Raw genomic sequence first — 23,731 nt, forward strand, 5'->3', positions numbered from 1 at the left:
TGGGCGGGTCCACACCCGCCCAGGACCAGGCACATCCCGGCAGCGTCAGGCAGGCAGTGCCAGGCAGGCAGTGCCAGGCAGGCAGGCAGTGCCAGGCAGGCAGGCAGTGCCAGGCAGGCAGGCAGTGCCAGGCAGGCAGGCAGGCAGTGCCAGGCAGCATCAGCCGGTTGCCTGCCGCAGCGCGGCGAGGGCCTCCAGGTCGACCCCCACCAGCGACTCGCGGAAGATGCGTCGCTCCCCCGCCGGCACCGACACGTCGCACGGCACGACGAGCACCGTGCAGCCCGCCGCGACCGCCGACGCCACACCGGTCGGCGAGTCCTCGATCGCGACGCACGCCGCAGCATCCACGCCCAGCAGCCGTGCCGCCTTCAGGTACGGGTCGGGCAGGGGCTTGTTGCGGCCCTCCACCTCGTCACCGCACACGGTCACGTCGAACAGGTCGCGGCCGATGGTGTCCAGGGCGACCTCGGTCAAGCCGCGCTCGGTCGACGTCACCAGCGCCATCGGCACGCCGGACGACCGCACCGACCGCAGCGCCTCCTGCGCCCCGGGTCGCCACGGCAGCCCGGCCCGGAACAGCTCCTCGGTGCGCCGCAGGATCCACGCCGCACCGTCCGCCGTCTCGTCCTCCGTCGGCGTGATGCCGACTTCGGTGAACAGCAGTGCCATCGTGGTCGCCACGTTGGAACCGATCATTGCCTGCCGGGTGCTCAGCGACAACGTGCCGCCGAGCTTCTCCGCGAACTCGTAGAGCGGGACGTCCCACAGCTTCTCCGAGTCCAACAGCGTGCCGTCCATGTCCCACAGCACGGCTTCCAAGCTCACCGAACCCCCTCCACGCTCAACGCCCGCAGTTCCACCCGGCCCCGGCGCCCGAACCACCGGGCGCGGGTCACGCGTTGAAGTACTTCGCCTCCGGGTGGTGGGCCACGAAGGCGTCGGTGGACTGCTCGGGGTGCAGCTGCAGCTCCTCGGACAGCTGCACGCCGATCCGGCCCGGCTCCAGCAGCTCCACGACCTTGACCCGGTCGTCCATGTCCGGGCACGCGCCGTAGCCCAGCGAGTAGCGGGCACCCCGGTAGCCGAGCTTGAAGAACTCCTCCACGTCGTCCGGGTCCTCCGCCGACACCGACGCGCCGTCGGGCCAGCGCAGCTCCTCGCGGATGCGCCGGTGCCAGTACTCGGCCAGCGCCTCGGTCAGCTGCACGCCCAAGCCGTGCACCTCCAGGTACTCCCGGTAGGCGTCCTTGGCGAACAGCTCGTTGGCGTAGTCCGCGATCGGCTGGCCCATGGTGACCAGGTGGAACGCGATCACGTCCACCTCGCCGGACTCGCGGGGCCGCCAGAAGTCGGCCAGGCACAGCCGCCGGTCGCGCTTCTGCCGGGGGAAGGTGAACCGCACCCGCTCCGGCGAGTCGGGCTTCGGCTCCCGCAACACCACCAGCGAGTCGCCCTCGGACACGCACGGGAAGTACCCGTACACGACCGCCGCGTGCGCCAGCACGCCCTCGGTGGCCAGCCGGTCCAGCCAGTACCGCAGGCGCGGCCGGCCCTCGGTCTCCACCAGCTCCTCGTAGGTGGGGCCGTCGCCGCGCGAGCCCTTGAGACCCCACTGCCCCATGAACGTGGCGCGCTCGTCCAGCATCGCCGCGTAGTCGCCCAGCGGCACGCCCTTGACCACGCGGGTGCCCCAGAACGGCGGCGTCGGGATCGGCACGTCCACGGCCACGTCGGAACGGCCGACCTCGGTCGGCTGCTCCTGCGCGGCCTTGCGCTCGGCGGCGATCCGCAGCGACCGCTCGCGGCGGGCCTTGCGCTCGGCGGTCTTGCGCTCCGCCTCCGGGTCGACCGCCGGGGCCTCGCCGCGCTTGACGGCCATGATCGCGTCCATCAGCCGCAGGCCCTCGAACGCGTCCCGCGCGTACTTGACGTCGCCCAGGTACATCTCGGTCAGGTCGTTCTCGACGTACGCCCTGGTCAGGGCCGCGCCGCCGAGCAGCACCGGCCACCGCGCGGCGACACCGCGCGAGTTCATCTCCTCCAGGTTCTCCTTCATGATCACCGTGGACTTGACCAGCAGGCCGGACATGCCGATGGCGTCGGCGCGGTGCTCCTCGGCGGCGTCGAGGATGGCGTTGATCGGCTGCTTGATGCCGATGTTGACGACCTCGTAACCGTTGTTGGACAGGATGATGTCCACCAGGTTCTTGCCGATGTCGTGCACGTCGCCCTTGACCGTGGCGAGCACGATCCGGCCCTTGCCGCCGTCGTCGGAGCGCTCCATGTGCGGCTCCAGGTAGGCCACCGCGGTCTTCATGACCTCGGCGGACTGGAGCACGAACGGCAGCTGCATCTGGCCGGAGCCGAACAGCTCGCCGACCGTCTTCATGCCCGACAGCAGGGTGTCGTTGATGATCTGCAACGCGGGGCGCTCCTGGAGCGCCTCCTCCAGGTCGGCCTCCAGGCCGTTGCGCTCGCCGTCCACGATCCGGCGTTCCAGCCGCGCGAACAGCGGCAGCGCCGCCAGCTCCTCGGCCCGCGAAGCGCGGCTGGAGGACATGCTGACGCCCTCGAACAGCTCCATCAGCTTCTGCAACGGGTCGTAGCCCTCGCGGCGGCGGTCGTAGACCAGGTCCAGCGCCACCGCGCGCTGCTCGTCGGGGATCCGCGCCATCGGGACGATCTTCGACGCGTGCACGATCGCGGTGTCCAGGCCCGCCTGCACGCACTCGTGCAGGAACACCGAGTTCAGCACCTGCCGGGCGGCCGGGTTGAGGCCGAACGACACGTTCGAGATGCCCAGCGTCGTCTGCACCTCCGGGTACCGGCGCTTCAGCTCGCGGATCGCGCTGATCGTCTCCAGCGCGTCCTTGCGCACCTCCTCCTGCCCCGTGGAGATGGGGAAGGTGAGGGTGTCGATGATGATGTCGCTGGTGTGCACGCCCCAGTTCTTGGTCAGGTCCTCGATCAGGCGGGTCGCGACGCGCACCTTCCACTCGGCGGTGCGGGCCTGGCCCTCCTCGTCGATGCACAGGCCGACGACCGCCGCGCCGTGCTCGGAGACCAGCCGCATGATCCGCTGGAACCGGGAGTCCGGGCCGTCGCCGTCCTCGTAGTTCACCGAGTTGACCGCGCTGCGCCCGCCCAGGCACTCCAGGCCCGCCTGGAGCACCTCGGGCTCGGTGGAGTCGAGCATGATCGGCAGCGTGGACGCGGTGGCCAGCCGGCCGGCCAGCTGCCTCATGTCGTCCGCGCCGTCCCGGCCCACGTAGTCGATGTTGAGGTCGAGCAGGTGCGCGCCGTCGCGGGTCTGGTCGCGGGCGATCTCGATGCAGTCGTCGAACCTGCCGGCGAGCATCGCTTCGCGGAACGCCTTGGAGCCGTTGGCGTTGGTGCGTTCGCCGATCATCAGCACGGAGGCGTCCTGGCGGAACGGCACGGCCTGGTAGAGCGACGAGACGCCCGGCTCGGGGCGGGGACGGCGGGTGCTGGGGCCGATCTCGCGGACGGCTTCGACGACCTGGCGGACGTGTTCGGCGGTGGTGCCGCAACAGCCGCCGACGAGCCGTGCGCCGAACTCGGTGACGAAACCGGTCAGCGCGACCGCCAGCTCCTCGGGGGTGAGCGGGTACACCGCGCCGCGCGGGCCGAGTTCGGGCAGACCGGCGTTGGGCATCACCGACAGCGGGATGCGCGCGTGCTTGGACAGCTGGCGCAGGTGCTCGCTCATCTCGGCCGGGCCGGTGGCGCAGTTCAGCCCGATCAGGTCGATGCCCAGCGGCTCCAGCGCGGTGAGCGCGGCGCCGATCTCCGACCCGAGCAGCATCGTGCCGGTGGTCTCGACGGTGACCTGGGCGATGATCGGCACCCGGATGCCCTCGGCGGCCATCGCGCGCTTGGCGCCGATGATCGACGCCTTGGTCTGGAGCAGGTCCTGGGACGTCTCGACGATCACCGCGTCGATGCCGCCGATCAGCATGCCCCGCACCTGCTCGACGTAAGCGTCGCGCAGCGTGGCGTAGGGGGCGTGGCCGAGCGTGGGCAGCTTCGTGCCGGGGCCGACCGAGCCGAGCACGAACCGGGGCTTGCCCGGCTCGGAGAACTCGTCGGCGACCTCGCGGGCGAGCGCCGCGCCGCGCCGCGAGAGGTCGAAGATCTGATCTTGGATGCCGTACTCGGCGAGGTTCGCCAGGTTGGCCCCGAAGGTGTTCGTCTCGACCGCGTCCGCGCCTACCGACAGGTAGCCGCGGTGCACCTGGCGGACGACATCGGGCCGGGTCACGTTGAGGATCTCGTTGCAGCCTTCGTGACCTGCGAAGTCATCGAGGCTGAGGTCGACGGACTGCAACATTGTGCCCATCGCACCGTCCGCCACGACCACGCGGTCGGCGAGTGCGTCCAGCAGGGGCGAGGAGACACGATCCGGCATGGGCCAAGCCTACGGCGTCGGGTGTGCGGTGGGGGTCGTAGTCTGACCCGGTGACCGATCCGGACCAGGCCGCCAAGACCCCTTTCGACCCCAGCAAACCGCTCACCAACCCGATCATGGTGGCGGCGTTCGAGGGGTGGAACGACGCTGGAGACGCTGCCAGCACGGCGATCGAGCACCTGCAACTCACCTGGGACGCCACTCCGCTGGCGGAGATCGATCCTGATGACTACTACGATTTCCAAGTGACGCGGCCCACAGTCCGCATGGTGGACGGCATCACCCGTCGGGTGGAATTCCCGACCACGAGGCTCACCGTCTGCCGTCCGCCCGGCTCGTCCACCGACGTGGTACTGGTGCACGGCATCGAGCCGAACATGCGGTGGCGCAAGTTCGCCGGTGAACTGCTCGGCCACATCGAGGACCTCGGCATCACGACGGTCGTCACGCTGGGCGCGCTGCTGATGGACACCCCGCACACCCGGCCGGTGCCGGTGACCGGGACGGCCTACGACGCGGCGGCGGCGTCGAAGTTCGGGTTGGAGCGCTCCCGCTACGAGGGGCCGACCGGCATCGTCGGCGTGTTCCAGGACTTGTGCGTGCAGGCGGGCGTGCCCGCGATCTCGTTCTGGGCCGCCGTGCCGCACTACGTGTCGCAGCCGCCTTCGCCCAAGGCCACCTTGGCGCTGCTGCACCGGGTGGAAGAGGTGCTGGACGTGGAGGTGCCGCTGGGGGCGCTGCCCGAGCAGGCCGAGGAGTGGGAGCGGACCGTCAGCGAGATGGCGGACGAGGACGAGGACGTGCGCAACTACGTCCGGGCGCTGGAGGAGCGCGGCGACGCGGAGATCCAGATCACCGAGGCCAGCGGCGACGCCATCGCGGCCGAGTTCGAGCGCTACCTGAGGCGTCGGGGCCGCGGCCCGGGTCCGGGCCGAGGACCGACGGGCATCTGACAGCCCCGGCGGGCATCGGCACCGTATTCGACCGGCGTCCGACACCGCGTCCGATCCGTTGCGCGCGACGCGTTGTGCCCGACTCCACCGCTCCGACCCGTCGCGCCCGACCCACCGCGTCGGACCCGCATCCGACGTCGCGTGCAAGGCCGATTCCGGATGCCGCGTTCGAGGCCGCTTTCCGACGACGCGTTCGAGGCCGCACGCCTCCGGAGGCCGCATCGGGTTGGGCTCCGGCCCCGGTTCCGGGCTTGGCCTCCGGCCCCGGTTTCGATTGTCCCACGGACCACCGACAATCCGCGCCGAAGCGCCCCTGGGGCTCATCCTTCCAGGCACCACAGACAACGCCGCACCTCAGGCACCACAGACAACGCCGCACCTCAGGCACCACCGACAATGCCGCACCGAGCACTGCGTCGGCAGTGGCCGAAAGCACGCACTCGTGCCGAAAGCCCCGGCACCGGCTCGTGAAAGAGTGGCACGGGGATCGGAGGGTGGTCGGTGGGCGCTCGGCGGCTTGCGGTGGTCGGTATGTACGCCGGCGGGTTCCTCGGGCCGTTCGGTGGCGCGATGACCTCGTCCGTCCTGCCCGAGATCGGGGGCGACTTCCAGGTCTCGGCCGGGACCGCGGCGACCACGCTGACCGGTTACCTCCTGCCGTTCGCCGGCTTCATGCTGGTGTCCGGCACGCTCGGCGAGCGCTGGGGCGCACGGCGGACGGTTCGGATCGCGTATGTCGTCTACGTCGTCGCGTCCGTCCTGTGCGCCGTGTCGTGGTCGTTCCCGGTCCTGATCGGTGGACGGGCGCTCCAAGGCGCTGCCAACTCCTTCACCACTCCCCTGCTGCTGGCCGCCATCGCCGCCGTGACCCCGAAGGAACGGCTGGGCCGCGCCTTGGGCATGTTCGCCTCGATGCAGGCCGTCGGGCAGACGTCCGCGCCGCTGGTCGGCGGGTTCGCGGCCGAGGCGTCGTGGCGGTGGGCGTTCGTCGGTGCGGCGGTGGTGGCCGCATTGCTGGCGCTCACCGGGTTGCCCGCCGACCCCCCGAAGAGCGCGCAACCGCCGAAGCTGCGCAGCGCGTGGCGGCCTGAAACGCTGCGGCTGGCCGCCGTCGGGTTCGTCGGGTGGGGGTGCCTGGGCGGGGTGTCGTTCCTGGTCGCGTTGAGGCTCGGGGACGACTTCGGGCTCGGCGCGGGTGAGCGCGGGCTGGTGTTGACCGGGTTCGGGGTGGTCGGGATCGTCGCCGCCCGGCTGACCGGGTGGATGATCGACCGCGTCGGGCCCCGGCGGTGCGTGCTGCTCGGTACGACGGTCGGGGCGGTGTTGCTCGCGTTGATCGGGGTGTTGCCGAGCCTGGTCGCGGTCGGGGCGCTGTGGGCGGTGTCGGGGGCGTTCAGCCAGGCGATGATCGTCGGGTTGAACGCCCTGGTGCTCGGCGACGACGGCGGGAACCGGGGTGGGGCGGTGTCGGTGTTGCAGTCGCTCCGCTTCCTCGGCGGTGCGGCGTCGCCGATGGCGTTCGTGCCGCTGTACCACCTCAACCCGATGACGGCCTTCCTCACCCCGGCCGCGTTGGTGCTGCTCCTTCCTCCCGGTCTGCTGTGGCGGAGGAAGAAGCCCGCCGGCTAGGGCCCCTCCCACGAAGCCGGACTCGACCGCTGCTCGCCGTCGACCTCGCGGAGGACCCGATCAGAAAGGTGATCACGCCGGCCACCAGGTACAGCCCGGCCTGGAGGTCGAGCAGCACGGTCAACCCCAGCGGCACGGCCAGCGCGCCCGCCAGCACCATCCCCAACGCCTGGAACCCGTCGTACAGGCTCCCGAACGTCGCCATCACCCGTCCCCGCGACGCGTCGGAGGTGTGCAGTTGCAGCACCGACATCATCCCCGCCCCCGCGATCACGCCCGGCGCACCGCACAACGCGAACGTCACCAGGTAGAACGCGAACGCCGTGGTGACGTGCGGGCCGTTCCACCCCACCGCCGCGATCACCGAGAACACCACGACCGACCAGCCGAGCAGCGACCACGCCGACGTCCGCCGCGCCAGCAACCCGACCACCAAGCCACCCGCGAGCCCGCCCACGGCCTGGATGCCCCGCAACAGGCCGACTTCCGCCTCAGCACCGCCGAGCCGTTCGGTCACGAACACCACGAACAGCACCACGAACATGCCCTGGCTCAACGCCATCAGCCCCACCACGGCCACCATGCCGCGCAACGGACCCCGGATCTCCCGCAGGCCGTCCAGCCACGCCCGGAGCACCGGCGCACCGCCCGACCGGTCGACCACCCCGAAGGGCCGGGCCAGCAGCACCGCCGCGGCCAGGAACGACGCCACGTCGACCCACAGCACGCCGGGCAGCCCGGACCACCCGAGCACCAGCCCGCCGAGCGACGCCCCGATCAGCCGCGCGAGGTTGCTGTTGAGCCCGACCAGGCCGTTCGCCGCCGTCACCTGGTCGCGTCCGACCAGCTCCGGCAGCAGGGCGTTCTTGGCGGGTTCGAACAGCGCCGCCAGCGCCGCCTGGACGGCCATCACCGCGTTGACCACCACCAGGTCGCCGGTGAGCAGCGGTAACAGGGCCACCGCCTGCGCGAGGCTGACGCACAGCATGAGCTTGCGCCGGTCCCACCGGTCGGCGAGCACGCCGGCCAGCGGCGACAGCGCCAGGCTGGGCAGCAGCGCCACCACGAACGTGGTCGCGGTCGAGCCCACCGACCCGGTCAGCTGGTAGACGTACACCGGCAAGGCGACCATCAGGACCCAGTCGCCGATCTCGGACACGAACCCGGCGATCCACATCCGGCGGAACGCCGGCACCCGCAGCGGGCCGGTCATCGCGGGAACGCCCGGATGCCGACGTGGGCGGGCCGCGCACCCTCGGGTGCGTCCGCGCGGACCGGTACGAGGTAGGGCCGCAGGATGTCGTCGATCATCCCGAGCAGCCCGGTCAGCTCCTCGGCGGTCACGTTGACCGTGTAGCCGTGCATGGCGGTGGCGAGCAGCCATTCCCGGGGCAGGTCGTGCTGCCGGTCCAGGAAGCGCTGGGCGAGCCGGTTGTCCTCGTTGAGCTGCAACGCGACCAGCGCGTCCTGCTGGGTGCGCACAGCCGGGTCCTCGGAGAACGCGCCGATGTCGAACCCGACCTCGGTGGCCCGCCACGGCCGTTCCCGCCCGTCCCCCGCCTCGACCCGGTCGACGAAACCGAACCTGGCCAGTTGCCGGAGGTGCCAGCTGCAGTTCGACGCCGTCGAGCCGACCTCGGCGGCGCACTCGCTGGCCGTGCGCGGGCCCACCGCCACGAGGTGGTGCAACAACGACACCCGCAGCGGGTGGGCCAGTGCTTTCAACGCATCGACATCGGAGACCCGTCGGGGCCGGGGAAGGTCCATGCCCCGACGGTACGCCTGAAAGGTTCCTTTCGAAACTTTTCTTTCAGGCTTCTAGCCGATGTCCCGCCGTCGGAACCCCGCGAACCCGACGGCCATCAGCGCCACAGCGGTCACCGTCAGCCACACCAGCGGAGTGGCGGTCAGGTCCGCGCCGGGCAGCTTCGGGATGTGCGTGAACGGCGACAGGTCCATGGCCCACTGGTCCAGTCCCAGCACCGGACCGAGTTGGCCGAGCACCAGGAACACCACCAGCACCGCCCAGCTCGCCATGACCAGCTTGGGCACCAGCCCGAACAGCGCCAGCGCGATGCCCGCGACGACCCACACCGCCGGCAGGTGCGCCAGCGCCGCACCCACCAGCCGCCCGACCTGCCCGCCGACGTCACCGACGCGGGCGCCGTGCACCAGCCCGGCGCCCAGTCCGGCGGCGGCCAGCACCACGGCCGTGCCGAGGGTGGCGAACGCCAGGTGGCTCGCCACCCAGGAGACCCGCCGGACCGGCGTGGCCAGCACGGGTTCGGCGCGGAAGTCGGTCTCCTCGGTGCGCAGCCGCAACGTCGCCTGCACCACGTAGATCGAGCTGAACAGGCCGACGATGCCGACGATCGACGCCAGGTAGACGTCCACGATCCCGCCGGAGCCACCCATCTGGGCCATGACCTTCTCCAGCGCCGGGTTGGCCTCCAGCATCTGCTCGACGCCGCGCGCGACCGCCCCGTACACGCCGCCGAGCGCGAACAGGGCCAGCGTCCAGCCCAGCAGCATCCCCCGCTGCAACCGCCAGGCCAGACCGAACGCGCTGCCCAACGATCCCGGAGCACGGGCCGGACCCAGCCGCGTCGGCAGCAGACCGCCGCCGTGGTCGCGCCGGGTCACCAGCGCGGACGCCGCGCCCACCAGCAGCGCGGACAACGCCACCGGGAGCAGCAGCACCCACCAGCGGTCGTCCGCGAACGCCCGCACCTGTTCCAGCCAACCGATCGGCGACAGCCACGTCAGCCAGGTCGGCCCCTGGTCGCCCGCCGCGTCGCCGACGGCCCGCAGCAGGTAGGCCGCACCCAGCACCGCGCCGGACACCGCGTTGGCGGTCCGCGCGCTCTCGGTGAGCTGCGCGGCCACCGCGCCGACCCCGGTGAACGCCCAGCCCACGGCCGTGAACGCCAGCCCCAGCGCGAACGCGCCACCGGCCCGCTCGCCCAGCCCGGTCAGGCCGAGTCCGGTCAGCACGCCGATCAGCAGGCTCGCCAGGGCCGACACCGCGACGGCGGCGGCCAGTGGCGCGTGCCGCCCGGTCACCGTGGAGCCGATCAGCTCCAGCCGCCCGGTCTCCTCCTCGGCCCTGGTGTGCCGGGTGACCAGGAACATCGCCATCAGGCCGGTGAGCAGCGCGCCGAACACGCCCCACCGCCAGGCCAGGATGCCGCCGATGGTGGTGTGGTCGTAAATCGGGCCGAGCATGGCCAGGAAGGCGGGGTTGACGCCCGCCGTGGCACCGAGCTGCTGCCGCAGCTCCTCCGTGCCGTACAGCTCGTACATCCCGGACGCGGTGGACAGCGTGATCCCGACCAGGCCCAGCACCCAGACCGGCAGCAGCAGCCGGTCGCGACGCAGCGCGAGCCGGACCAGGGCACCGGTCCCGACGAGTGCGGTCATGACCTCACCGCCGCCTCGGGCACCTCGTAGTGGCGCAGGAACAGCTCCTCCAGCGTGGGCGGCCGGCTGGTCAGCGACCGGATGCCGGACGACACCAGGGCGCGCAGGGCGTCGTCCAGGTGGTCGGTGTCCACCTCGAACCGCACCCGCGGCCCGTCGACCACCAGGTCGTGCACGCCCGCCAGGGACGCCAGGCCGTTCGGCGCGACCGCCAGTTCGGCGGACACGCTGGTGCGGGTCAGGTGCCGCAGGTCGGCCAGCGTGCCGGTCTCCACGGTGCGGCCGTTGCGGATGATGCTCACCCGGTCGCAGAGCGCTTCCACCTCGGCCAGGATGTGGCTGGACAGCAGCACGGTGCGGTTGCCGCGCTCCTCGTTGACCGCCTCCTGGAACACCGCCTCCATCAGCGGGTCCAGCCCGGAGGTCGGCTCGTCCAGGATGAGCAGCTCCACGTCCGAGGCCAGCGCCGCGACCAGGGCCACCTTCTGCCGGTTGCCCTTGGAGTAGGTGCGGCCCTTCTTGCGCGGGTCCAGCTCGAACCGGTCGAGCAGGTCCTTGCGCCGCCGCTCGTCCAGGCCGCCGCGCAACCGGCCGAGCAGGTCGATGACCTCGCCGCCGGTCAGGTTGGGCCACAGGCTCACGTCACCCGGCACGTAGGCCAGCCGGCGGTGCAGGCCGGCGGTGTCGCGCCACGGGTCGCCGCCGAGCAGCGTGGCCGCGCCCGCGTCGGCGCGGAGCAGCCCCAGCAGGACCCTGATGGTGGTCGACTTGCCCGCCCCGTTGGGGCCGAGGAAGCCGTGCACCTCACCCGTGCGGACGGTCAGGTCCAACCCGTCCAGTGCACGCGTCGGACCGAAGGTCTTGACCAGGCCCGACACGGATATCGCATCGCTCATGCCGGCCAAGTTACAGTGAATTCACAAACTCGTGAAGTTAAGGAAGCGTATAAACTCCGACTCGTCCAGACGCCCGGAGGAGATGATGCGGCGGTGACCCAGGTGGTGGAGCGGGACGAGCAGGCGGTACTGCGGTTCATCGAGCGCTTCGCCTCGGCCCTCGCCGAGGCGGGCATGCCGCGGATGCCGTCACGGGTGTTCGTCGCGCTGCTGGCCAGCGACGACGGCAGCCTCACCGCCGCCGAACTGGCCGACCTGCTGCGGGTGTCGCCCGCCGCGGTCTCCGGCGCGGTCCGCTACCTCACCCAGGTCAGCCTGGTCAGCCGCGAACGCGAGACCGGCTCCCGCCGCGACGTGTACCGGGTGTACGAAGACCTCTGGTACGAGGCGATCTTCCGCCGCGACCAGATGCTGGCCCGCTGGGAGGGCTCGCTCAAGGAGGGCGTCAGCGTGCTGGGCCCGCGAACGCCCGCCGGGAGGCGGATCAGCGAGACGCTGGCGTTCTTCGAGTTCTTCCACCGCGAGCTGCCGGACATGCTGGAGCGCTGGCGGGCGTACCGGGACGAGCGCTTTAACTCCTGACTGAATCGCCTCTGACCAGGGCTTCCGGCTTCACGGGCGGTCCAGGTGACACGGGATTACGCTTAACGGCGCTACTCGCCGGAGGATTTTGTCCGGACTATGCAGGGGACCAGGTCCAGCACCACCCGTTCGCGCGAACGTCCCTATCCCTGCAAGCCCACCCGTCCGGCACACCCGCCGCGACGGGCGGGCGACCCTGTCCGAGGGAGTACCCGTTCATGGGACACGTCCGCTTGATCAGAAGGACGGCGATACTCGGCCTGGCCGCGGTGTCGGCCGCCGCGCTGGCGCTCGGCACCACCGGTGTGGCGGCGGCCGAGGGCCAGGTGCTCGGCGCGGACCGCGCCGACGCCGTGCCCGGCTCGTACATCGTGGCCCTGCGCGACTCGGCCTCGCCGAGAGCGCTGTCCGCGTCCACCGCCGACGCCTTGGTCGGCAAGTACGGTGGCCAGGTCCGCACGACCTGGCAGCACGCGCTCAACGGCTTCCACGCCACGATGTCCGCCGCCCAGGCCCGCCGCGTCGCGGCCGACCCGCGCGTCGACTTCGTGCAGGCCGACCTGCCGGTGAAGGCGACGGGCGTGCAGCCCAACCCGCCGTCCTGGGGTCTGGACCGCATCGACCAGCAGAACCTTCCGCTGGACAACAGCTACACGTACCCGAACGGGGCGGGCAACGTCCGGGCGTACGTGATCGACACCGGCATCAAGATCACGCACCAGGACTTCGGCGGTCGCGCCACCTGGGGCACCAACACGGTGGACAGCAACAACACCGACTGCCACGGCCACGGCACGCACGTGGCGGGCACGGTCGGCGGCACCCGGTACGGCGTGGCCAAGGAAGTCAAGCTGGTCGCGGTCAAGGTGCTGAACTGCCAGGGCTCCGGCACGTCCGCCGGTGTCGTCAACGGCGTCAACTGGGTCGCCCAGAACGCCGTGAAGCCGGCCGTGGCCAACATGAGCCTCGGTGGCAGCGCCGACACCGCGACGGACACCGCGGTGCGCAACCTGGTCGCGGCGGGCGTCACCACCGCGGTGGCGTCGGGCAACGACAACTCCAACGCGTGCAACTACTCGCCGGCCCGCGTGCGCGAGGCGATCAGCACCAACGCCTCCAACCGGTCCGACGCGCGTGCGTCGTTCTCCAACTGGGGCACCTGCACCGACCTGTTCGCGCCCGGCCAGGACATCACGTCCGCCTGGCACACCAGCGACAGCGCGACCAACACCATCAGCGGCACCTCGATGGCGTCCCCGCACGTCGCGGGCGCGGCGGCGATCTACGTCTCGGCCAACCCGTCGGCCACCCCGGCCCAGGTCGAGAGCGCCCTGGTGACCGCGGCCACCTCGGGCAAGATCACCAACCCGGGCACCGGTTCGGCGAACAAGCTGCTGTTCGTCAAGAACGACGCGCCGAGCGACCCGGTCGTCAACAACCCCGGCAACCAGACCACCACCGTGGGCCAGGCCGTCAACCTCCAGGTCACGGCCACCGGCGGCACCCCGCCGTACACCTTCGCGTTCACCGGCCTGCCGGCGGGCCTGACCGGTGACGCGGCCGGCCGGGTGACCGGCACGCCGACCACGCCGGGCACCAGCACGGTGAACGTCTCGGTGACCGACTCGGCGGGCAAGAAGGGCGCCGCCACGTTCACCTGGACCGTGCGCGACGGCACACCGGGCTGCGACGCGGTGACCAACGGCACCGACGTGGCGATCGGCGACAACAGCGACGTCAACAGCCCGATCGACCTGACCTGCGCGGGCAACGCCTCGGCCACCACGCAGGTGACGGTCAACATCGTGCACACCTACATCGGCGACCTGATCGTCGACCTGGTGGCGCCGGACGGCACCGTCTACAACCTGCACAACCGGGCAGGCGGCAGCGCGGACAACATCAGCAAGACGTTCTCGGTGAACGCCTCCTCGGAGACGGCCACCGGTACGTGGAAGCTCCGCGTCCGCGACCAGGCGACCATCGACACGGGTCGCATCGACAGCTGGTCGATCGACGCGTGACCTGCTGAAGCACTCACCACGGTGGGGCCACCTCCGGCACGGGGGTGGCCCCACCGCCCGGTGCGCGGGGCCGGCGACGCGGCTGCCTAGAGCTCCACGCCCAGCAGCGCGTCGACGGCGTCCCGGAAGCGCCTCGGAGCGGCCTCGTCCGTGCCGCCGGTGGACAGGGCTCGCGCCGCCCACGCGTCCAGGGCGGCCAGTGCGCTCGGGGTGTCCAGGTCGTTGCCGAGGTGGTCGCGGAGCCTGCCGACGGTGTCCTCGGCGGACGGGCCGGAGCGCAGGGCCGCGGCCCGGCGCCAGGTCGCCAGGCGGTCCAGCGCCGCGGAGAGCAGGGCGTCGCTCCACGGGCGGTCGGTGCGGTAGTGGCCGGCGAAGAGGGCCAGGCGGACCGCGTTCGGGTCCACCTTCTGCGCCCTCAGCTTGGACACGAAGACGAGGTTGCCGCGCGACTTGGACATCTTCTCGCCGGCCAGGCCGATCATGCCCGCGTGCACGTAGTGCCGGGCGAACGGGTGCTCGCCGGTCAGCGCTTCGGCGTGCGCAGCGCTGAACTCGTGGTGGGGGAAGATCAGGTCGGAGCCGCCGCCCTGGACGTCGAAGCCGGCGCCGAGGCGGTTCAGCGCGATGGCGCTGCACTCGATGTGCCAGCCGGGGCGGCCCGCGCCCAGCTCGGACGGCCACGACGGTTCGCCGGGGCGCGCGGCGCGCCACAGCAGGGCGTCCAGCGGGTGGCGCTTGCCGGCGCGGTCCGGGTCGCCGCCGCGTTCGGCGAAGTACTTCGTCATGGTCTCGACGTCGTAGTTCGACTCGTAGCCGAAGTGGCCGGTGGCCGAGTGGTCGAAGTAGACGTCCGGGTGCTCCGGGTCGTCCACCCGGTACGCCGCGCCGTCGGCGAGCAGCTTCGCCACGGCCTCGACCACCTCGGGGACAGCCTCCACGGCGCCCACGTACTCGCGCGGGGGCAGCACCCGCAGCGCGACCATGTCCTCGCGGAACAGGGCGGTCTCGCGCATGCCCAGGACCACCCAGTCGTCCTGGTCGCGCTCGGCGCGCTCCAGCAGCGGGTCGTCCACGTCGGTGACGTTCTGGACGTAGTGCACCTCGTGGCCGTTGTCCAGCCACACCCGGTGGACCAGGTCGAACGTCAGGTAGGTCGCGGCGTGACCCAGGTGGGTCGCGTCGTAGGGCGTGATGCCGCAGACGTACAGCCTGGCGGTGTCACCGGGGGCGGTCGGGCGTACCTCGCCGGTGGACGTGTCGAACAGCCGCAGCGGGCGCGGCTCGCCCGCGACCCGCGGGACAGGGGTGGATGACCAGGTCTGCATGGGTTCGACCCTAACTCTCGGGGCCAAGTGGCCGTCCGCCTGGCGGGATGCCCGGCGTACCCTGATCGTGGGAGTTGATCGCCATGGTCCTCGACGTCGTGCTCGTCCTCCTCGGCATCGCCGTGCTCGGCTTCGCGGCCGGCGCCCGCGTCGTCAAGCAGTACGAACAGGGGCTCGTCTTCCGGTTCGGGCGGGTGCGGCAGGCGCTGCGCGGGCCCGGGCTGACCCTGGTGGTGCCGGGGGTGGACCGGCTCAAGAAGGTGAACCTCCAGATCGTCACGCTGCCGATCCCCGCGCAGGACGGCATCACCCGGGACAACGTCACGGTCCGGGTGGACGCGGTCGTGTACTTCAAGGTCACCGACCCGGTCAGGGCCGTGGTCACGGTGGAGGACTACCGGTTCGCCGTGCTCCAGGTGGCGCAGACCTCGCTGCGGTCCATCATCGGCAAGAGCGAGCTGGATGACCTGCTGTCCAACCGGGAACGGCTCAACCAGGGCCTGGAGCTGATGATCGACAACCCGGCCCTGTCCTGGGGCATCGAGATCGACCGGGTCGAGATCAAGGACGTGGCGCTGCCGGAGAGCATGAAGCGGTCCATGTCGCGGCAGGCGGAGGCGGAGCGGGAGCGGCGGGCCCGGATCATCACCGCGGACGGCGAGCTGCAGGCGTCCAAGAAGCTGTCCGAGGCGGCGGCGCAGATGGCCGAGACGCCCGCCGCGTTGCAGCTGCGGCTGCTCCAGACCATCGTCGAGGTGGCGGCGGAGAAGAACTCGACCCTCGTGCTGCCGTTCCCGGTCGAGCTGCTGAGGTTCCTGGAACGCTCGTCCGAGCAGCTGTCGCGGCCGGCCGGGGCACCCGAACGGGGCGAGCCGACCGAACAGCTCCCCGGCTGAGCGATTGCCGCCGCACCCGTGCGGGTGGACCATGGTCGTGGCTCACGTCGCCAGGACGAGGGAGGCCGTCATGACCGCGCTCAAACCGGAACCCGTGATCACGCGTCCGGGGGCGGCCGGACGGCGGTCCAGAGGCGCGGTCCTGCTCGGCCTGTTCAAGACCACCGACCCGAAGCAGATCGGGTTGCTCTACCTGGGCACGTCGTTCGCGTTCTTCATGATCGGCGGCCTGATGGCGCTGCTCATCCGCGGCGAGCTGGCCCGGCCGGGCCTGCAGTTCCTGTCCAACGAGCAGTACAACCAGCTGTTCACCATGCACGGCACGATCATGCTGCTGCTGTACGCGACGCCGATCCTGTTCGGGTTCGCCAACTACATCCTGCCGTTGCAGATCGGCGCGCCGGACGTGGCGTTCCCCAGGCTCAACGCGTTCTCGTACTGGCTGTTCCTGTTCGGCGGCACGATGGTGGTGTCCAGCTTCGTCACGCCCGGCGGCGCGGCGGACTTCGGGTGGACGGCCTACACGCCGCTGTCCAGCGCGGTCCACTCCCCCGGTGTCGGCGCGGACCTGTGGATCATGGGCCTGGCGGTCGGCGGCCTGGGTACCATCCTGGGCGCGGTCAACATGGTGACCACGGTGTGCTGCCTGCGGGCGCCCGGCATGACCATGTTCCGGATGCCGATCTTCACCTGGAACATCTTCGTCACCAGCATCCTGGTCCTGATCGCGTTCCCGATCCTGACCGCCGCGCTGCTGGGGCTGGCGGCGGACCGGCACCTGGGCGCGCACGTGTTCGACCCGGCCAACGGCGGCGTGATCCTCTGGCAGCACCTGTTCTGGTTCTTCGGCCACCCCGAGGTCTACATCGTGGCGCTGCCGTTCTTCGGCATCGTGAGCGAGATCTTCCCGGTGTTCAGCCGGAAACCGCTGTTCGGCTACAAAGGACTGGTCTTCGCCACGTTCGCCATCGCGGCGCTGTCGGTGGCCGTGTGGGCGCACCACATGTTCGCCACGGGCGCGGTGCTGCTGCCGTTCTTCTCGCTGATGACGTTCCTGATCGCGGTGCCCACGGGCATCAAGTTCTTCAACTGGATCGGCACCATGTGGCGGGGCTCGATCACCCTGGAGACGCCGATGCTGTTCAGCATCGGCTTCCTGATCACGTTCCTGCTGGGCGGCCTGACCGGCATCATCCTCGCGTCGCCGCCGCTGGACTTCCACGTGACCGACACGTACTTCGTGGTGGCGCACTTCCACTACGTGCTGTTCGGCACGATCGTGTTCGCCACCTACGCCGGCATCTACTTCTGGTTCCCCAAGATGACCGGCCGGATGCTCAACGAACCGCTGGGCAAGCTGCACTTCTGGACCACGTTCCTCGGCTTCCACCTGACGTTCCTGCTCCAGCACTGGCTGGGCAACCTCGGCATGCCGCGCCGGTACGCGGACTACCTGCCGTCCGACGGGTTCACCACGCTGAACACAGTCTCGACCATCGGGGCGTTCCTGCTCGGCGCGTCGGTCCTGCCGTTCGTGTGGAACGTGTTCCGCAGCTACCGCTTCGGCGACCCGGCCGGCCGCGACGACCCGTGGGGCTACGGCAACTCGCTGGAGTGGGCGACGTCCAGCCCACCGCCCCGGCACAACTTCACCGAACTGCCCCGCATCCGGTCCGAGCGCCCGGCGTTCGAACTGCACTACCCGCACATGGTGGAGCGGATGCGCGCCGAGTCGCACTTCTCCCTCACCAAGCCGGGCAAGCGCCACGTGCCGCCGGACGACGCGACCGAGACCGCCCTGGCCTCGACGGACCGCGACACCAAGACCACCGACCGCGACACCGGACCCGACTAGCCGGGAACCTCCCCGCCGACCACGTCACTCCGTCGTCGGCGCGGGCACCGGGAAGTCTTCCCGCGACACGCGGATGACGTCCTCGCCGTACCGCGCGGCCAACGCCGCCCGGTCCGACTCGCTGCCCGCGACCGTCGTGACGTTCACCGCCGAGCCGTCCACCGCCGGACCCCAGGTGGAGACCTGGATGCCCTCGCTCTTCCAGTGCTCGGCGTCGGCGGAGATCCGGTCGGTGACCTCGCGCAGCTCCTTCAGGGAGTGCTTGGCGTCCACCAGTTCCAGCTTCGCGCCCCGCGCCCCGGCACGCGCCGCGTCGTCCAGCGCCGGGTCCGGCAGCCGGTACACGACGACGACGCCCTTGTCCTGGTCCAGCCGCAGGCCCGAGTAGGTGTCCGGGAAACCGGCCTCCAGCACCGGCCCCAACCCGCTCGCCGCCGCCTCCAGCACCGGGTCGTCCACCGGTGTCCCGACGGTGGCCGACAACGAGGGTTCCTGGCTGGACGACGGTCGCCCCACGTCCTTCCCGATCTCCGACGTGGCGCAGCCGCCCACCGCGAACGCGGCCAACAGCACGACTACTGGTCCGACCCGGTTCACGAGCACACAACCCCTTCCGTGGTCCGTCCTCGGCTTCAAGACGGAACACGGACGGTGTCGGGTTGCACCACCCTCGGCGACGGACCTCAGGTGGTCTTGAGGTGCTTGAGGAATCCCGCGAACTCCGCCGACGCGAACACCAGCACCGGCCCGTCCGGGTTCTTCGAGTCACGCACCGCCGCCCTGCTCGGCGAGCTCACGACCTCGACGCAGTTGTCGGCGCCGTTCTGACTACGGCTGCTCTTGCGCCACTCGCTCGTCACGGCGTGAAGCCTCCACCCGGTCGAACCCGTCGATGAGGTGATCAAGCCACGCAAGGGATTTGGCCTGGGACAGCGCCGCGCGTTGGGCCCGATCGAACGCCAGTGTATAGACCTCGGTGTGCGGCGGACGATCATAGATCTCGGAGTCCGTCAGAGCCTCGACGTACGCGAACGTGACGACCGGATCCCCGATGTGGATCAAGGTGAACCTGGTGCCCAGCGCGAGGTGGGCACCGGACTCGAACGGCAGCAGTTGGATGGAGACGTTCCGCCGTGAGGCCAACTGCCGGAGGTGGGTGAGCTGACCGCGCATCACCTCACGATCGCCGACCTGGCGCCGCAGGCCGGACTCGCTGAGCACGACAGTCAGCCGAGGCCCACCCGGTTCCACCAGCCTCCGCTGCCGGTCGGTCCGCTGCCGGACGGCCGCCTCCACCTGGTCGGGCTGCAACGCGACGCCCTGCGCCAACAGCGCGCGGGCGTAGTCCTCGGTCTGCACCAGGCCCGGCAGCAGTTCCTCGGCGAACACCTTGATGTGCTCGGCCGCCGTTTCGAGGGCGACGTAGGTCTGCGCCCAGTCGGCGACGAACGCGGGACCGGGATCGCGCTTGCGGGCCACCTTGCCCAGCTCGACCACCTTCGCGCGCTCGTCGGCATCGAGGTTCAGCAGTTCCGCGAGCACGGTGAGCTCCACCGCCGCGAGCTTCCGCTTGCCGCTCTCGACCAGGCCGACCTTCTGCACGTACGACCAGCCGAGCGCGTCGGCCACGTCGGAGGGTTCCACGCCGGCCCGTTCGCGGTAGGTGCGCAGCAGCGCCCCGAGTTCGATGCGCCGCGCGAGCGGCGGCGGCTGGGCTGCCATCGAGTGGTCCTCTCGTCTTCGCTTCCCGATCCCACCAGAGGTATCGGGCGGTACGAGGCCCCGGCAGTACACCCGATCGTGCAATTCCTACTGCCTAATGACAGTAATACCGTGGCTGTACTCACCCCACAGGAAGGCGGCGAATGAACGCGCTGGACGAACACCCACAACGATCGGCCGAAGCGAAACCGTTGTGCGGCAAGGAGGAGTTCGCGGCGATCCTCCGCGACCTGGTCACCCGCGACGCCCCGCGGGTGTTCGCGATCGTGGAGGAATACCGGGTGCGCGAGGACGCCTGGATCGCCGCCTGGGGCATCGACCTGGGCGACCACGCCGAGGTGCTCTGCGTCGAAGGCGGCTTCCGGCTCAGCACGGAGACCCCGGAAACCGCCTTGCGCCTGTTCTCCCTGGCCGAGGACGTGACACCGCACCTGGTCTGGCTGCCAGACCAGGCGGACCCAGCGCAGGCGGACACCGGGCAGGCTGGTACCGACCCGGCAGCAGGTCCGACGGCCGACCGCGTCCGGACCGGCGTCAACGCCGCCGGCGGGACCTCAGGTAGTCGCTGACCACCGCCGCGCCCAGGCCGTCCTCGCCGGGTGCGACCACGCGCCCACCGCTGCGCCGCGCCACCAGGTCGACGAACTGCGCGAGCCGCGGGTCGTCGCCGAGCTTGAACACGGTGATCGCGGCGCCCAGCCGCGCCAGGCCGTCGACCTCCACAATGGTCTTCGCGATGGTGCGCGGCAGCGGCGGGTAGTAGAACTCGGCCTCGCCGTCGGGTTCCAGGTGGGCGGTGGGCTCGCCGTCGGTCACCACCAGCACGACGGGCTGGGCGTCGGGGTGGCGGCGCAGGTGCCGGCCGGCGAGCAGCAGGGCGTGGTGCAGGTTGGTGCCCTGTTCCCAGACGCCCTCCAGTGCGGTGAGCTGACCGATGTCCACGGTCTCGGCGTGCCGGCCGAACGTGATGAGCTGCAACGCGTCGGTGCGGAACCTGGTGGTCACCAGGTGGTGCAGGGCCAGCGCGGTGCGCTTCATCGGCACCCAGCGGCCGTCCTGCACCATCGACCACGACGTGTCCACGCACAGCGCGACCGCCGCCCGCGACCGCTGCTCGGTCTCGCTGACCTCCACGTCCGACACGTCCAGCCGGATCTCGCCGACGCCGGACCGCAGCACGGCGTTGGTGATCGTGCGCGGCACGTTCCACGGCTCGGTGTCGCCGAACTGCCACGGCCGGGTGCTGCCGGTCAGCTCGCCCGCCGCACCGGCCAGTGTGTTGTCCCGCCGACCCTGCGCCCGGACGCTGTCGATCACGCCCCGCAGCGCGGTCTCCCCCAGGCGCCGCAACGCTTTCGGGGTCAGCCGCAGCGAGCCGTCCGGGGCGCGTTCGAGCAGGTTCTGCCGGCGCAGCTCGCGTTCCAGCTCGGCCAGCCGGCGCGCGTCCACGCCCGCGTCCGGCCCCAGCTGGCGGACCAGGGCCTCCGCGTCGATGTCCTCCAGGCGTGCTCCCGGGTAGGACTGGGAGAGCTGCTCGGCCAGCGCGTCCAGCTCGGCCAGGTCCGCCATCGCCTGCGCGCCCTCGCCCAGGCCCAGCGGCTGGTTGCCCCGGAAGCGCGCCGCGCCGTTCCAGTCCTCGCCCGGCCGCAGGCCCTGCAGCAGCGAGTCCAGCGCGGACAGCTGGGAGCCGATGCCCGAGTTGCCGAAGGCCTGCTGGGACAACGCGTTCAGCTCTTGGCGCTGCTCCTCGGTCATCGAGTTCATCATCCGCTGCGCCGCCGCCGAACGGGCCGCCAGCGCGTCGATCAGCTCCTCCACGTTCTGCGGGTCCTCCGGGAAGAACTCGCCGTGCCGGCGCATGAAGTCCTGGAACCGCTCCTGCGTGTCGGCGCCCTGGGCGTGCGCGGCGAGCAGCGCGTTCAGGTCCTTAAGCATGTCCTGGATGCGCTGGACGTCCTCCGGGCCGACGTTCTGCATCGCCTGCTTCATGCCCTGGAACCGCTGGTCCAGCAGCTCCTGCCCGAGCAGGTTCTGGATCTGTTCGTACGCCTCGCGGGCCTGCGGCGAACGCCAGTCGTACCCGGCGAGTTCCCGGACCGCCGCCGCCGTGCCCTGCGGCAAGGCGTCGAGCTGGGCTTCCCGGAACCGCGCGTCGTCGTCAGGGTCGGGGAACAGCGCGGTCCGTTCCGCTTCCAGCGCCTGGTCCAGCAGCCGGCGGATCTCCTGCAACGTGCCGTCCAGCCGGTGCCGGCGCTGGATCGCCGACCGCTTGCGCCACAGCCGCGACGTCAGGTCGTCCAGGCCGCGGGTGCCCGGCAGTCCCCGGCGCAGCAGCTCGCGCAGCGCCGAGTCGGGCGAAGCGCCCTCCATGACCTCACGCCCGAGCTCGTCCATCGCCGCCCGCAGGTCCGCGGGCGGCGCCAACGGGTCGGGTCCGTCGACGTAACGGCCGTAGCGGTAGGTGCTCATCCGTAGATCGTCCGGTCGTCTTCGGTGTCCTTGGACAGCCGGCGGGTCAGGTAGAGCGACTCCAGGGCCAGTTCCACGGCCGACGCGATGGTCCCCGCCGGGTCCTTGGGTCCGGCGCCCACCCGCTGCGCGACCTCGTGCAGCACCGGCAGCTCCGGCAGCGCGGCGAGGATGTCGCCGGCGTGCACCAGCTCGCCGGTCGCCACCGGGTGGCCGTCGGAGACCAGCTCGGCCAACGGCCGCAGGTTCAGGCCGGCGAACGCGGACCGCGCGGTGTCCGCGACGGCACGGCGCAGCAGGTGGGTGAGCACCTCCTGCTCACGCCCCTCCTCCCCGGCCTCGAACTCCAGCTTGCCGCGCAGCACCTCCGGCACCGAGTCGAGGTCCACCGGACGGGCGACGGGCGGGTTCTCCCCGATCAGCGCGCTGCGCCGGAGCGCCGACGCGGCCACCGTCTCGGCCGCCGCCACCGCGAACCGCGCCGACACACCCGACCGCTGGTCGATCGACGACGACTCCCGCAGGTGCCGCACGAACCGGGCGATCACCTCCAGCAGGTGGTCGCCCACCTCGGCGACCAGCTCGGCCTCCTGCCGCACCAGCTCGATCTCGGCGGCGACCTCCAGCGGGTAGTGCGTGCGGATCTCCGCGCCGAACCGGTCCTTGAGCGGCGTGATGATCCGGCCGCGGTTCGTGTAGTCCTCGGGGTTGGCGGTGGCGACCAGCAGCACGTCCAGCGGCAGCCGGAGGGTGTAGCCGCGGATCTGGATGTCGCGCTCCTCCATCACGTTCAGCAGCGACACCTGGATGCGTTCGGCGAGGTCGGGCAGCTCGTTGATGGCGATGATGCCCCGGTGGGAGCGTGGCAGCAGGCCGTAGTGGATGGTCTCCGGGTCGCCGAGGCTGCGCCCCTGCGCGACCTTCACCGGGTCCACGTCGCCCACCAGGTCGCCGACGCTGGTGTCCGGCGTGGCGAGCTTCTCGGCGAACCGCTCGGTCCGGTGCTTCCAGGCCACCGGCAGGTCGTCGCCGAGTTCGCCGACCCGGCGCTTGGACTCCGGCGTGATCGGCTGCATCGGGTGCTCGTTGAGCTCGGAACCCGCGATCACCGGCGTCCACTCGTCCAGCAGGCCGACCAGCGTGCGCAGGAGGCGGGTCTTGCCCTGGCCGCGCTCGCCGAGCAGCACGAGGTCGTGGCCGGCCAGGATCGCCCGCTCCAACTGCGGCAGGACGGTCCGGTCGAACCCGACGATGCCGGGCCACGGGTCGCGCTTCTCACGCAGGGCGTCCAGCAGGTTGTCCCGCAGTTCCGCTTTCACGGGGCGCGGGGGGTGCGCGGCGGCGGTCCGCAGCTCGCCCAGGGTCGTGGGAAGTACAGAGGTCACCCACTCGAAACTACGCAACTCCCGGCTCGCGGTCGATGTGGAGCGACTCCAGACCTGCGGAGCCCGGCAGTGCCCCGGCCCAGGACGGCGAACGGGAGACGGAAGGTCCGTCCCCCGTGGGGGTGATCGCCGCCGCACCGGGC

19 protein-coding genes are annotated in these 23,731 nt (G+C 71.2%); 7 read left to right on the top strand and 12 right to left on the bottom strand.

Going from position 1 to position 23,731, the window contains the following annotated elements; all coding sequences use genetic code 11:
- Positions 1–159 precede the first annotated feature (159 nt).
- Both FHS29_RS03505 and metH read right to left on the bottom strand, forming a co-directional pair.
- On the bottom strand, positions 160–801 hold the full coding sequence (locus FHS29_RS03505; RefSeq protein ID WP_246439941.1) for an HAD family hydrolase: 642 nt from the start codon (positions 799–801) through the stop codon (positions 160–162).
- A 94-nt stretch (positions 802–895) separates the two neighbouring features.
- Entirely contained in the window at positions 896–4,432 is a 3,537-nt protein-coding gene (metH, locus tag FHS29_RS03510; RefSeq protein WP_184688107.1) for a methionine synthase, read from the bottom strand.
- Positions 4,433–4,482: 50 nt separating this feature from the next.
- Between metH and FHS29_RS03515 the strand changes: the two genes are divergently transcribed.
- Entirely contained in the window at positions 4,483–5,385 is a 903-nt protein-coding gene (locus FHS29_RS03515) for a PAC2 family protein (protein ID WP_184688109.1), read from the top strand.
- Between the two features lie 531 nt (positions 5,386–5,916).
- Positions 5,917–7,014, top strand: a complete 1,098-nt coding sequence (locus FHS29_RS03520) for an MFS transporter (protein WP_184688111.1) — start codon at positions 5,917–5,919, stop codon at positions 7,012–7,014.
- Here FHS29_RS03520 and FHS29_RS03525 read toward each other — a convergent pair.
- Genes FHS29_RS03525 through FHS29_RS03540 form a run of 4 tightly spaced genes read right to left on the bottom strand, consistent with a single transcriptional unit; the run spans position 6,944 to position 11,330 of the window.
- Positions 6,944–8,227 (bottom strand): MFS transporter, encoded by a 1,284-nt coding sequence (locus tag FHS29_RS03525; protein ID WP_184688113.1) that lies wholly within the window; start codon positions 8,225–8,227, stop codon positions 6,944–6,946. The genes FHS29_RS03520 and FHS29_RS03525 overlap by 71 nt on opposite strands.
- Entirely contained in the window at positions 8,224–8,781 is a 558-nt protein-coding gene (locus FHS29_RS03530; RefSeq protein WP_184688115.1) for an ArsR/SmtB family transcription factor, read from the bottom strand. The genes FHS29_RS03525 and FHS29_RS03530 overlap by 4 nt, the downstream gene beginning before the upstream one ends.
- 51 nt (positions 8,782–8,832) lie before the next feature.
- Positions 8,833–10,434, bottom strand: a complete 1,602-nt coding sequence (locus FHS29_RS03535; RefSeq protein WP_184688117.1) for an ABC transporter permease — start codon at positions 10,432–10,434, stop codon at positions 8,833–8,835.
- Positions 10,431–11,330 (bottom strand): ABC transporter ATP-binding protein, encoded by a 900-nt coding sequence (locus FHS29_RS03540; RefSeq protein ID WP_184688119.1) that lies wholly within the window; start codon positions 11,328–11,330, stop codon positions 10,431–10,433. Before FHS29_RS03540 ends, FHS29_RS03535 begins: the two co-directional genes overlap by 4 nt.
- A 93-nt stretch (positions 11,331–11,423) precedes the next feature.
- Between FHS29_RS03540 and FHS29_RS03545 the strand changes: the two genes are divergently transcribed.
- Positions 11,424–11,912, top strand: a complete 489-nt coding sequence (locus FHS29_RS03545) for a GbsR/MarR family transcriptional regulator (RefSeq protein WP_312864728.1) — start codon at positions 11,424–11,426, stop codon at positions 11,910–11,912.
- 233 nt (positions 11,913–12,145) lie between these two features.
- Positions 12,146–13,936 (top strand): S8 family peptidase, encoded by a 1,791-nt coding sequence (locus tag FHS29_RS03550; RefSeq protein ID WP_312864729.1) that lies wholly within the window; start codon positions 12,146–12,148, stop codon positions 13,934–13,936.
- Between the two features lie 86 nt (positions 13,937–14,022).
- Here the strand turns inward: FHS29_RS03550 and mshC are convergent, their stop codons facing one another.
- A complete protein-coding gene (gene mshC / locus FHS29_RS03555; RefSeq protein ID WP_184688122.1) occupies positions 14,023–15,261 on the bottom strand; it encodes a cysteine--1-D-myo-inosityl 2-amino-2-deoxy-alpha-D-glucopyranoside ligase in 1,239 nt (412 codons plus the stop codon).
- Positions 15,262–15,344: 83 nt separating this feature from the next.
- On the opposite strand from mshC, the gene FHS29_RS03560 reads away from it, so the two are divergent.
- The gene (locus FHS29_RS03560) at positions 15,345–16,157 is read left to right on the top strand and encodes a slipin family protein (RefSeq protein WP_184688123.1); all 813 of its coding nucleotides are present in this window, start codon (positions 15,345–15,347) and stop codon (positions 16,155–16,157) included.
- 70 nt (positions 16,158–16,227) lie between these two features.
- The gene (ctaD, locus tag FHS29_RS03565) at positions 16,228–18,012 is read left to right on the top strand and encodes an aa3-type cytochrome oxidase subunit I (protein WP_184688125.1); all 1,785 of its coding nucleotides are present in this window, start codon (positions 16,228–16,230) and stop codon (positions 18,010–18,012) included.
- A gap of 24 nt (positions 18,013–18,036) precedes the next feature.
- On the opposite strand, the gene FHS29_RS03570 is transcribed toward ctaD, so the two are convergent.
- The 3 genes from FHS29_RS03570 to FHS29_RS03580 all read right to left on the bottom strand — a co-directional run bounded on the left by FHS29_RS03570 (position 18,037) and on the right by FHS29_RS03580 (position 19,734).
- Positions 18,037–18,609 carry a hypothetical protein gene (locus FHS29_RS03570; RefSeq protein ID WP_184688127.1) on the bottom strand — a complete coding sequence of 191 codons (573 nt, stop codon included), beginning with the start codon at positions 18,607–18,609 and terminating at the stop codon, positions 18,037–18,039.
- An 86-nt stretch (positions 18,610–18,695) separates the two neighbouring features.
- Positions 18,696–18,872 carry a DUF397 domain-containing protein gene (locus tag FHS29_RS03575; RefSeq protein ID WP_184688662.1) on the bottom strand — a complete coding sequence of 59 codons (177 nt, stop codon included), beginning with the start codon at positions 18,870–18,872 and terminating at the stop codon, positions 18,696–18,698.
- The gene (locus FHS29_RS03580) at positions 18,841–19,734 is read right to left on the bottom strand and encodes a helix-turn-helix domain-containing protein (protein ID WP_184688129.1); all 894 of its coding nucleotides are present in this window, start codon (positions 19,732–19,734) and stop codon (positions 18,841–18,843) included. The genes FHS29_RS03575 and FHS29_RS03580 overlap by 32 nt, the downstream gene beginning before the upstream one ends.
- A 143-nt stretch (positions 19,735–19,877) precedes the next feature.
- Between FHS29_RS03580 and FHS29_RS03585 the strand changes: the two genes are divergently transcribed.
- Entirely contained in the window at positions 19,878–20,303 is a 426-nt protein-coding gene (locus tag FHS29_RS03585; RefSeq protein ID WP_184688130.1) for a hypothetical protein, read from the top strand.
- Here FHS29_RS03585 and FHS29_RS03590 read toward each other — a convergent pair.
- Both FHS29_RS03590 and FHS29_RS03595 read right to left on the bottom strand, forming a co-directional pair.
- Positions 20,269–22,203, bottom strand: coding sequence for a VWA domain-containing protein (locus FHS29_RS03590; protein ID WP_184688132.1), 1,935 nt, complete (start codon positions 22,201–22,203; stop codon positions 20,269–20,271). The two genes, FHS29_RS03585 and FHS29_RS03590, sit on opposite strands and share 35 nt — an antisense overlap.
- On the bottom strand, positions 22,200–23,588 hold the full coding sequence (locus FHS29_RS03595) for a sigma 54-interacting transcriptional regulator (protein ID WP_184688134.1): 1,389 nt from the start codon (positions 23,586–23,588) through the stop codon (positions 22,200–22,202). Before FHS29_RS03595 ends, FHS29_RS03590 begins: the two co-directional genes overlap by 4 nt.
- Positions 23,589–23,731 lie beyond the last annotated feature (143 nt).

The sequence above is a fragment of the Saccharothrix tamanrassetensis genome, assembly GCF_014203665.1.
Lineage (GTDB): Bacteria > Actinomycetota > Actinomycetes > Mycobacteriales > Pseudonocardiaceae > Actinosynnema > Actinosynnema tamanrassetense.

What these genes read in the sequence shown, in the direction of transcription:
- FHS29_RS03505 (WP_246439941.1), bottom strand. Translation starts at nt 801, where the DNA reads ATGGACGGCACGCTGTTGGACTCGGAGAAGCTGTGGGACGTCCCGCTC.
- metH (WP_184688107.1), bottom strand. Translation starts at nt 4,432, where the DNA reads ATGCCGGATCGTGTCTCCTCGCCCCTGCTGGACGCACTCGCCGACCGC.
- FHS29_RS03520 (WP_184688111.1), top strand. Translation starts at nt 5,917, where the DNA reads ATGTACGCCGGCGGGTTCCTCGGGCCGTTCGGTGGCGCGATGACCTCG.
- FHS29_RS03525 (WP_184688113.1), bottom strand. Translation starts at nt 8,227, where the DNA reads ATGACCGGCCCGCTGCGGGTGCCGGCGTTCCGCCGGATGTGGATCGCC.
- FHS29_RS03530 (WP_184688115.1), bottom strand. Translation starts at nt 8,781, where the DNA reads ATGGACCTTCCCCGGCCCCGACGGGTCTCCGATGTCGATGCGTTGAAA.
- FHS29_RS03535 (WP_184688117.1), bottom strand. Translation starts at nt 10,434, where the DNA reads ATGACCGCACTCGTCGGGACCGGTGCCCTGGTCCGGCTCGCGCTGCGT.
- FHS29_RS03540 (WP_184688119.1), bottom strand. Translation starts at nt 11,330, where the DNA reads ATGAGCGATGCGATATCCGTGTCGGGCCTGGTCAAGACCTTCGGTCCG.
- mshC (WP_184688122.1), bottom strand. Translation starts at nt 15,261, where the DNA reads ATGCAGACCTGGTCATCCACCCCTGTCCCGCGGGTCGCGGGCGAGCCG.
- FHS29_RS03560 (WP_184688123.1), top strand. Translation starts at nt 15,345, where the DNA reads ATGGTCCTCGACGTCGTGCTCGTCCTCCTCGGCATCGCCGTGCTCGGC.
- ctaD (WP_184688125.1), top strand. Translation starts at nt 16,228, where the DNA reads ATGACCGCGCTCAAACCGGAACCCGTGATCACGCGTCCGGGGGCGGCC.
- FHS29_RS03580 (WP_184688129.1), bottom strand. Translation starts at nt 19,734, where the DNA reads ATGGCAGCCCAGCCGCCGCCGCTCGCGCGGCGCATCGAACTCGGGGCG.
- FHS29_RS03585 (WP_184688130.1), top strand. Translation starts at nt 19,878, where the DNA reads ATGAACGCGCTGGACGAACACCCACAACGATCGGCCGAAGCGAAACCG.
- FHS29_RS03590 (WP_184688132.1), bottom strand. Translation starts at nt 22,203, where the DNA reads ATGAGCACCTACCGCTACGGCCGTTACGTCGACGGACCCGACCCGTTG.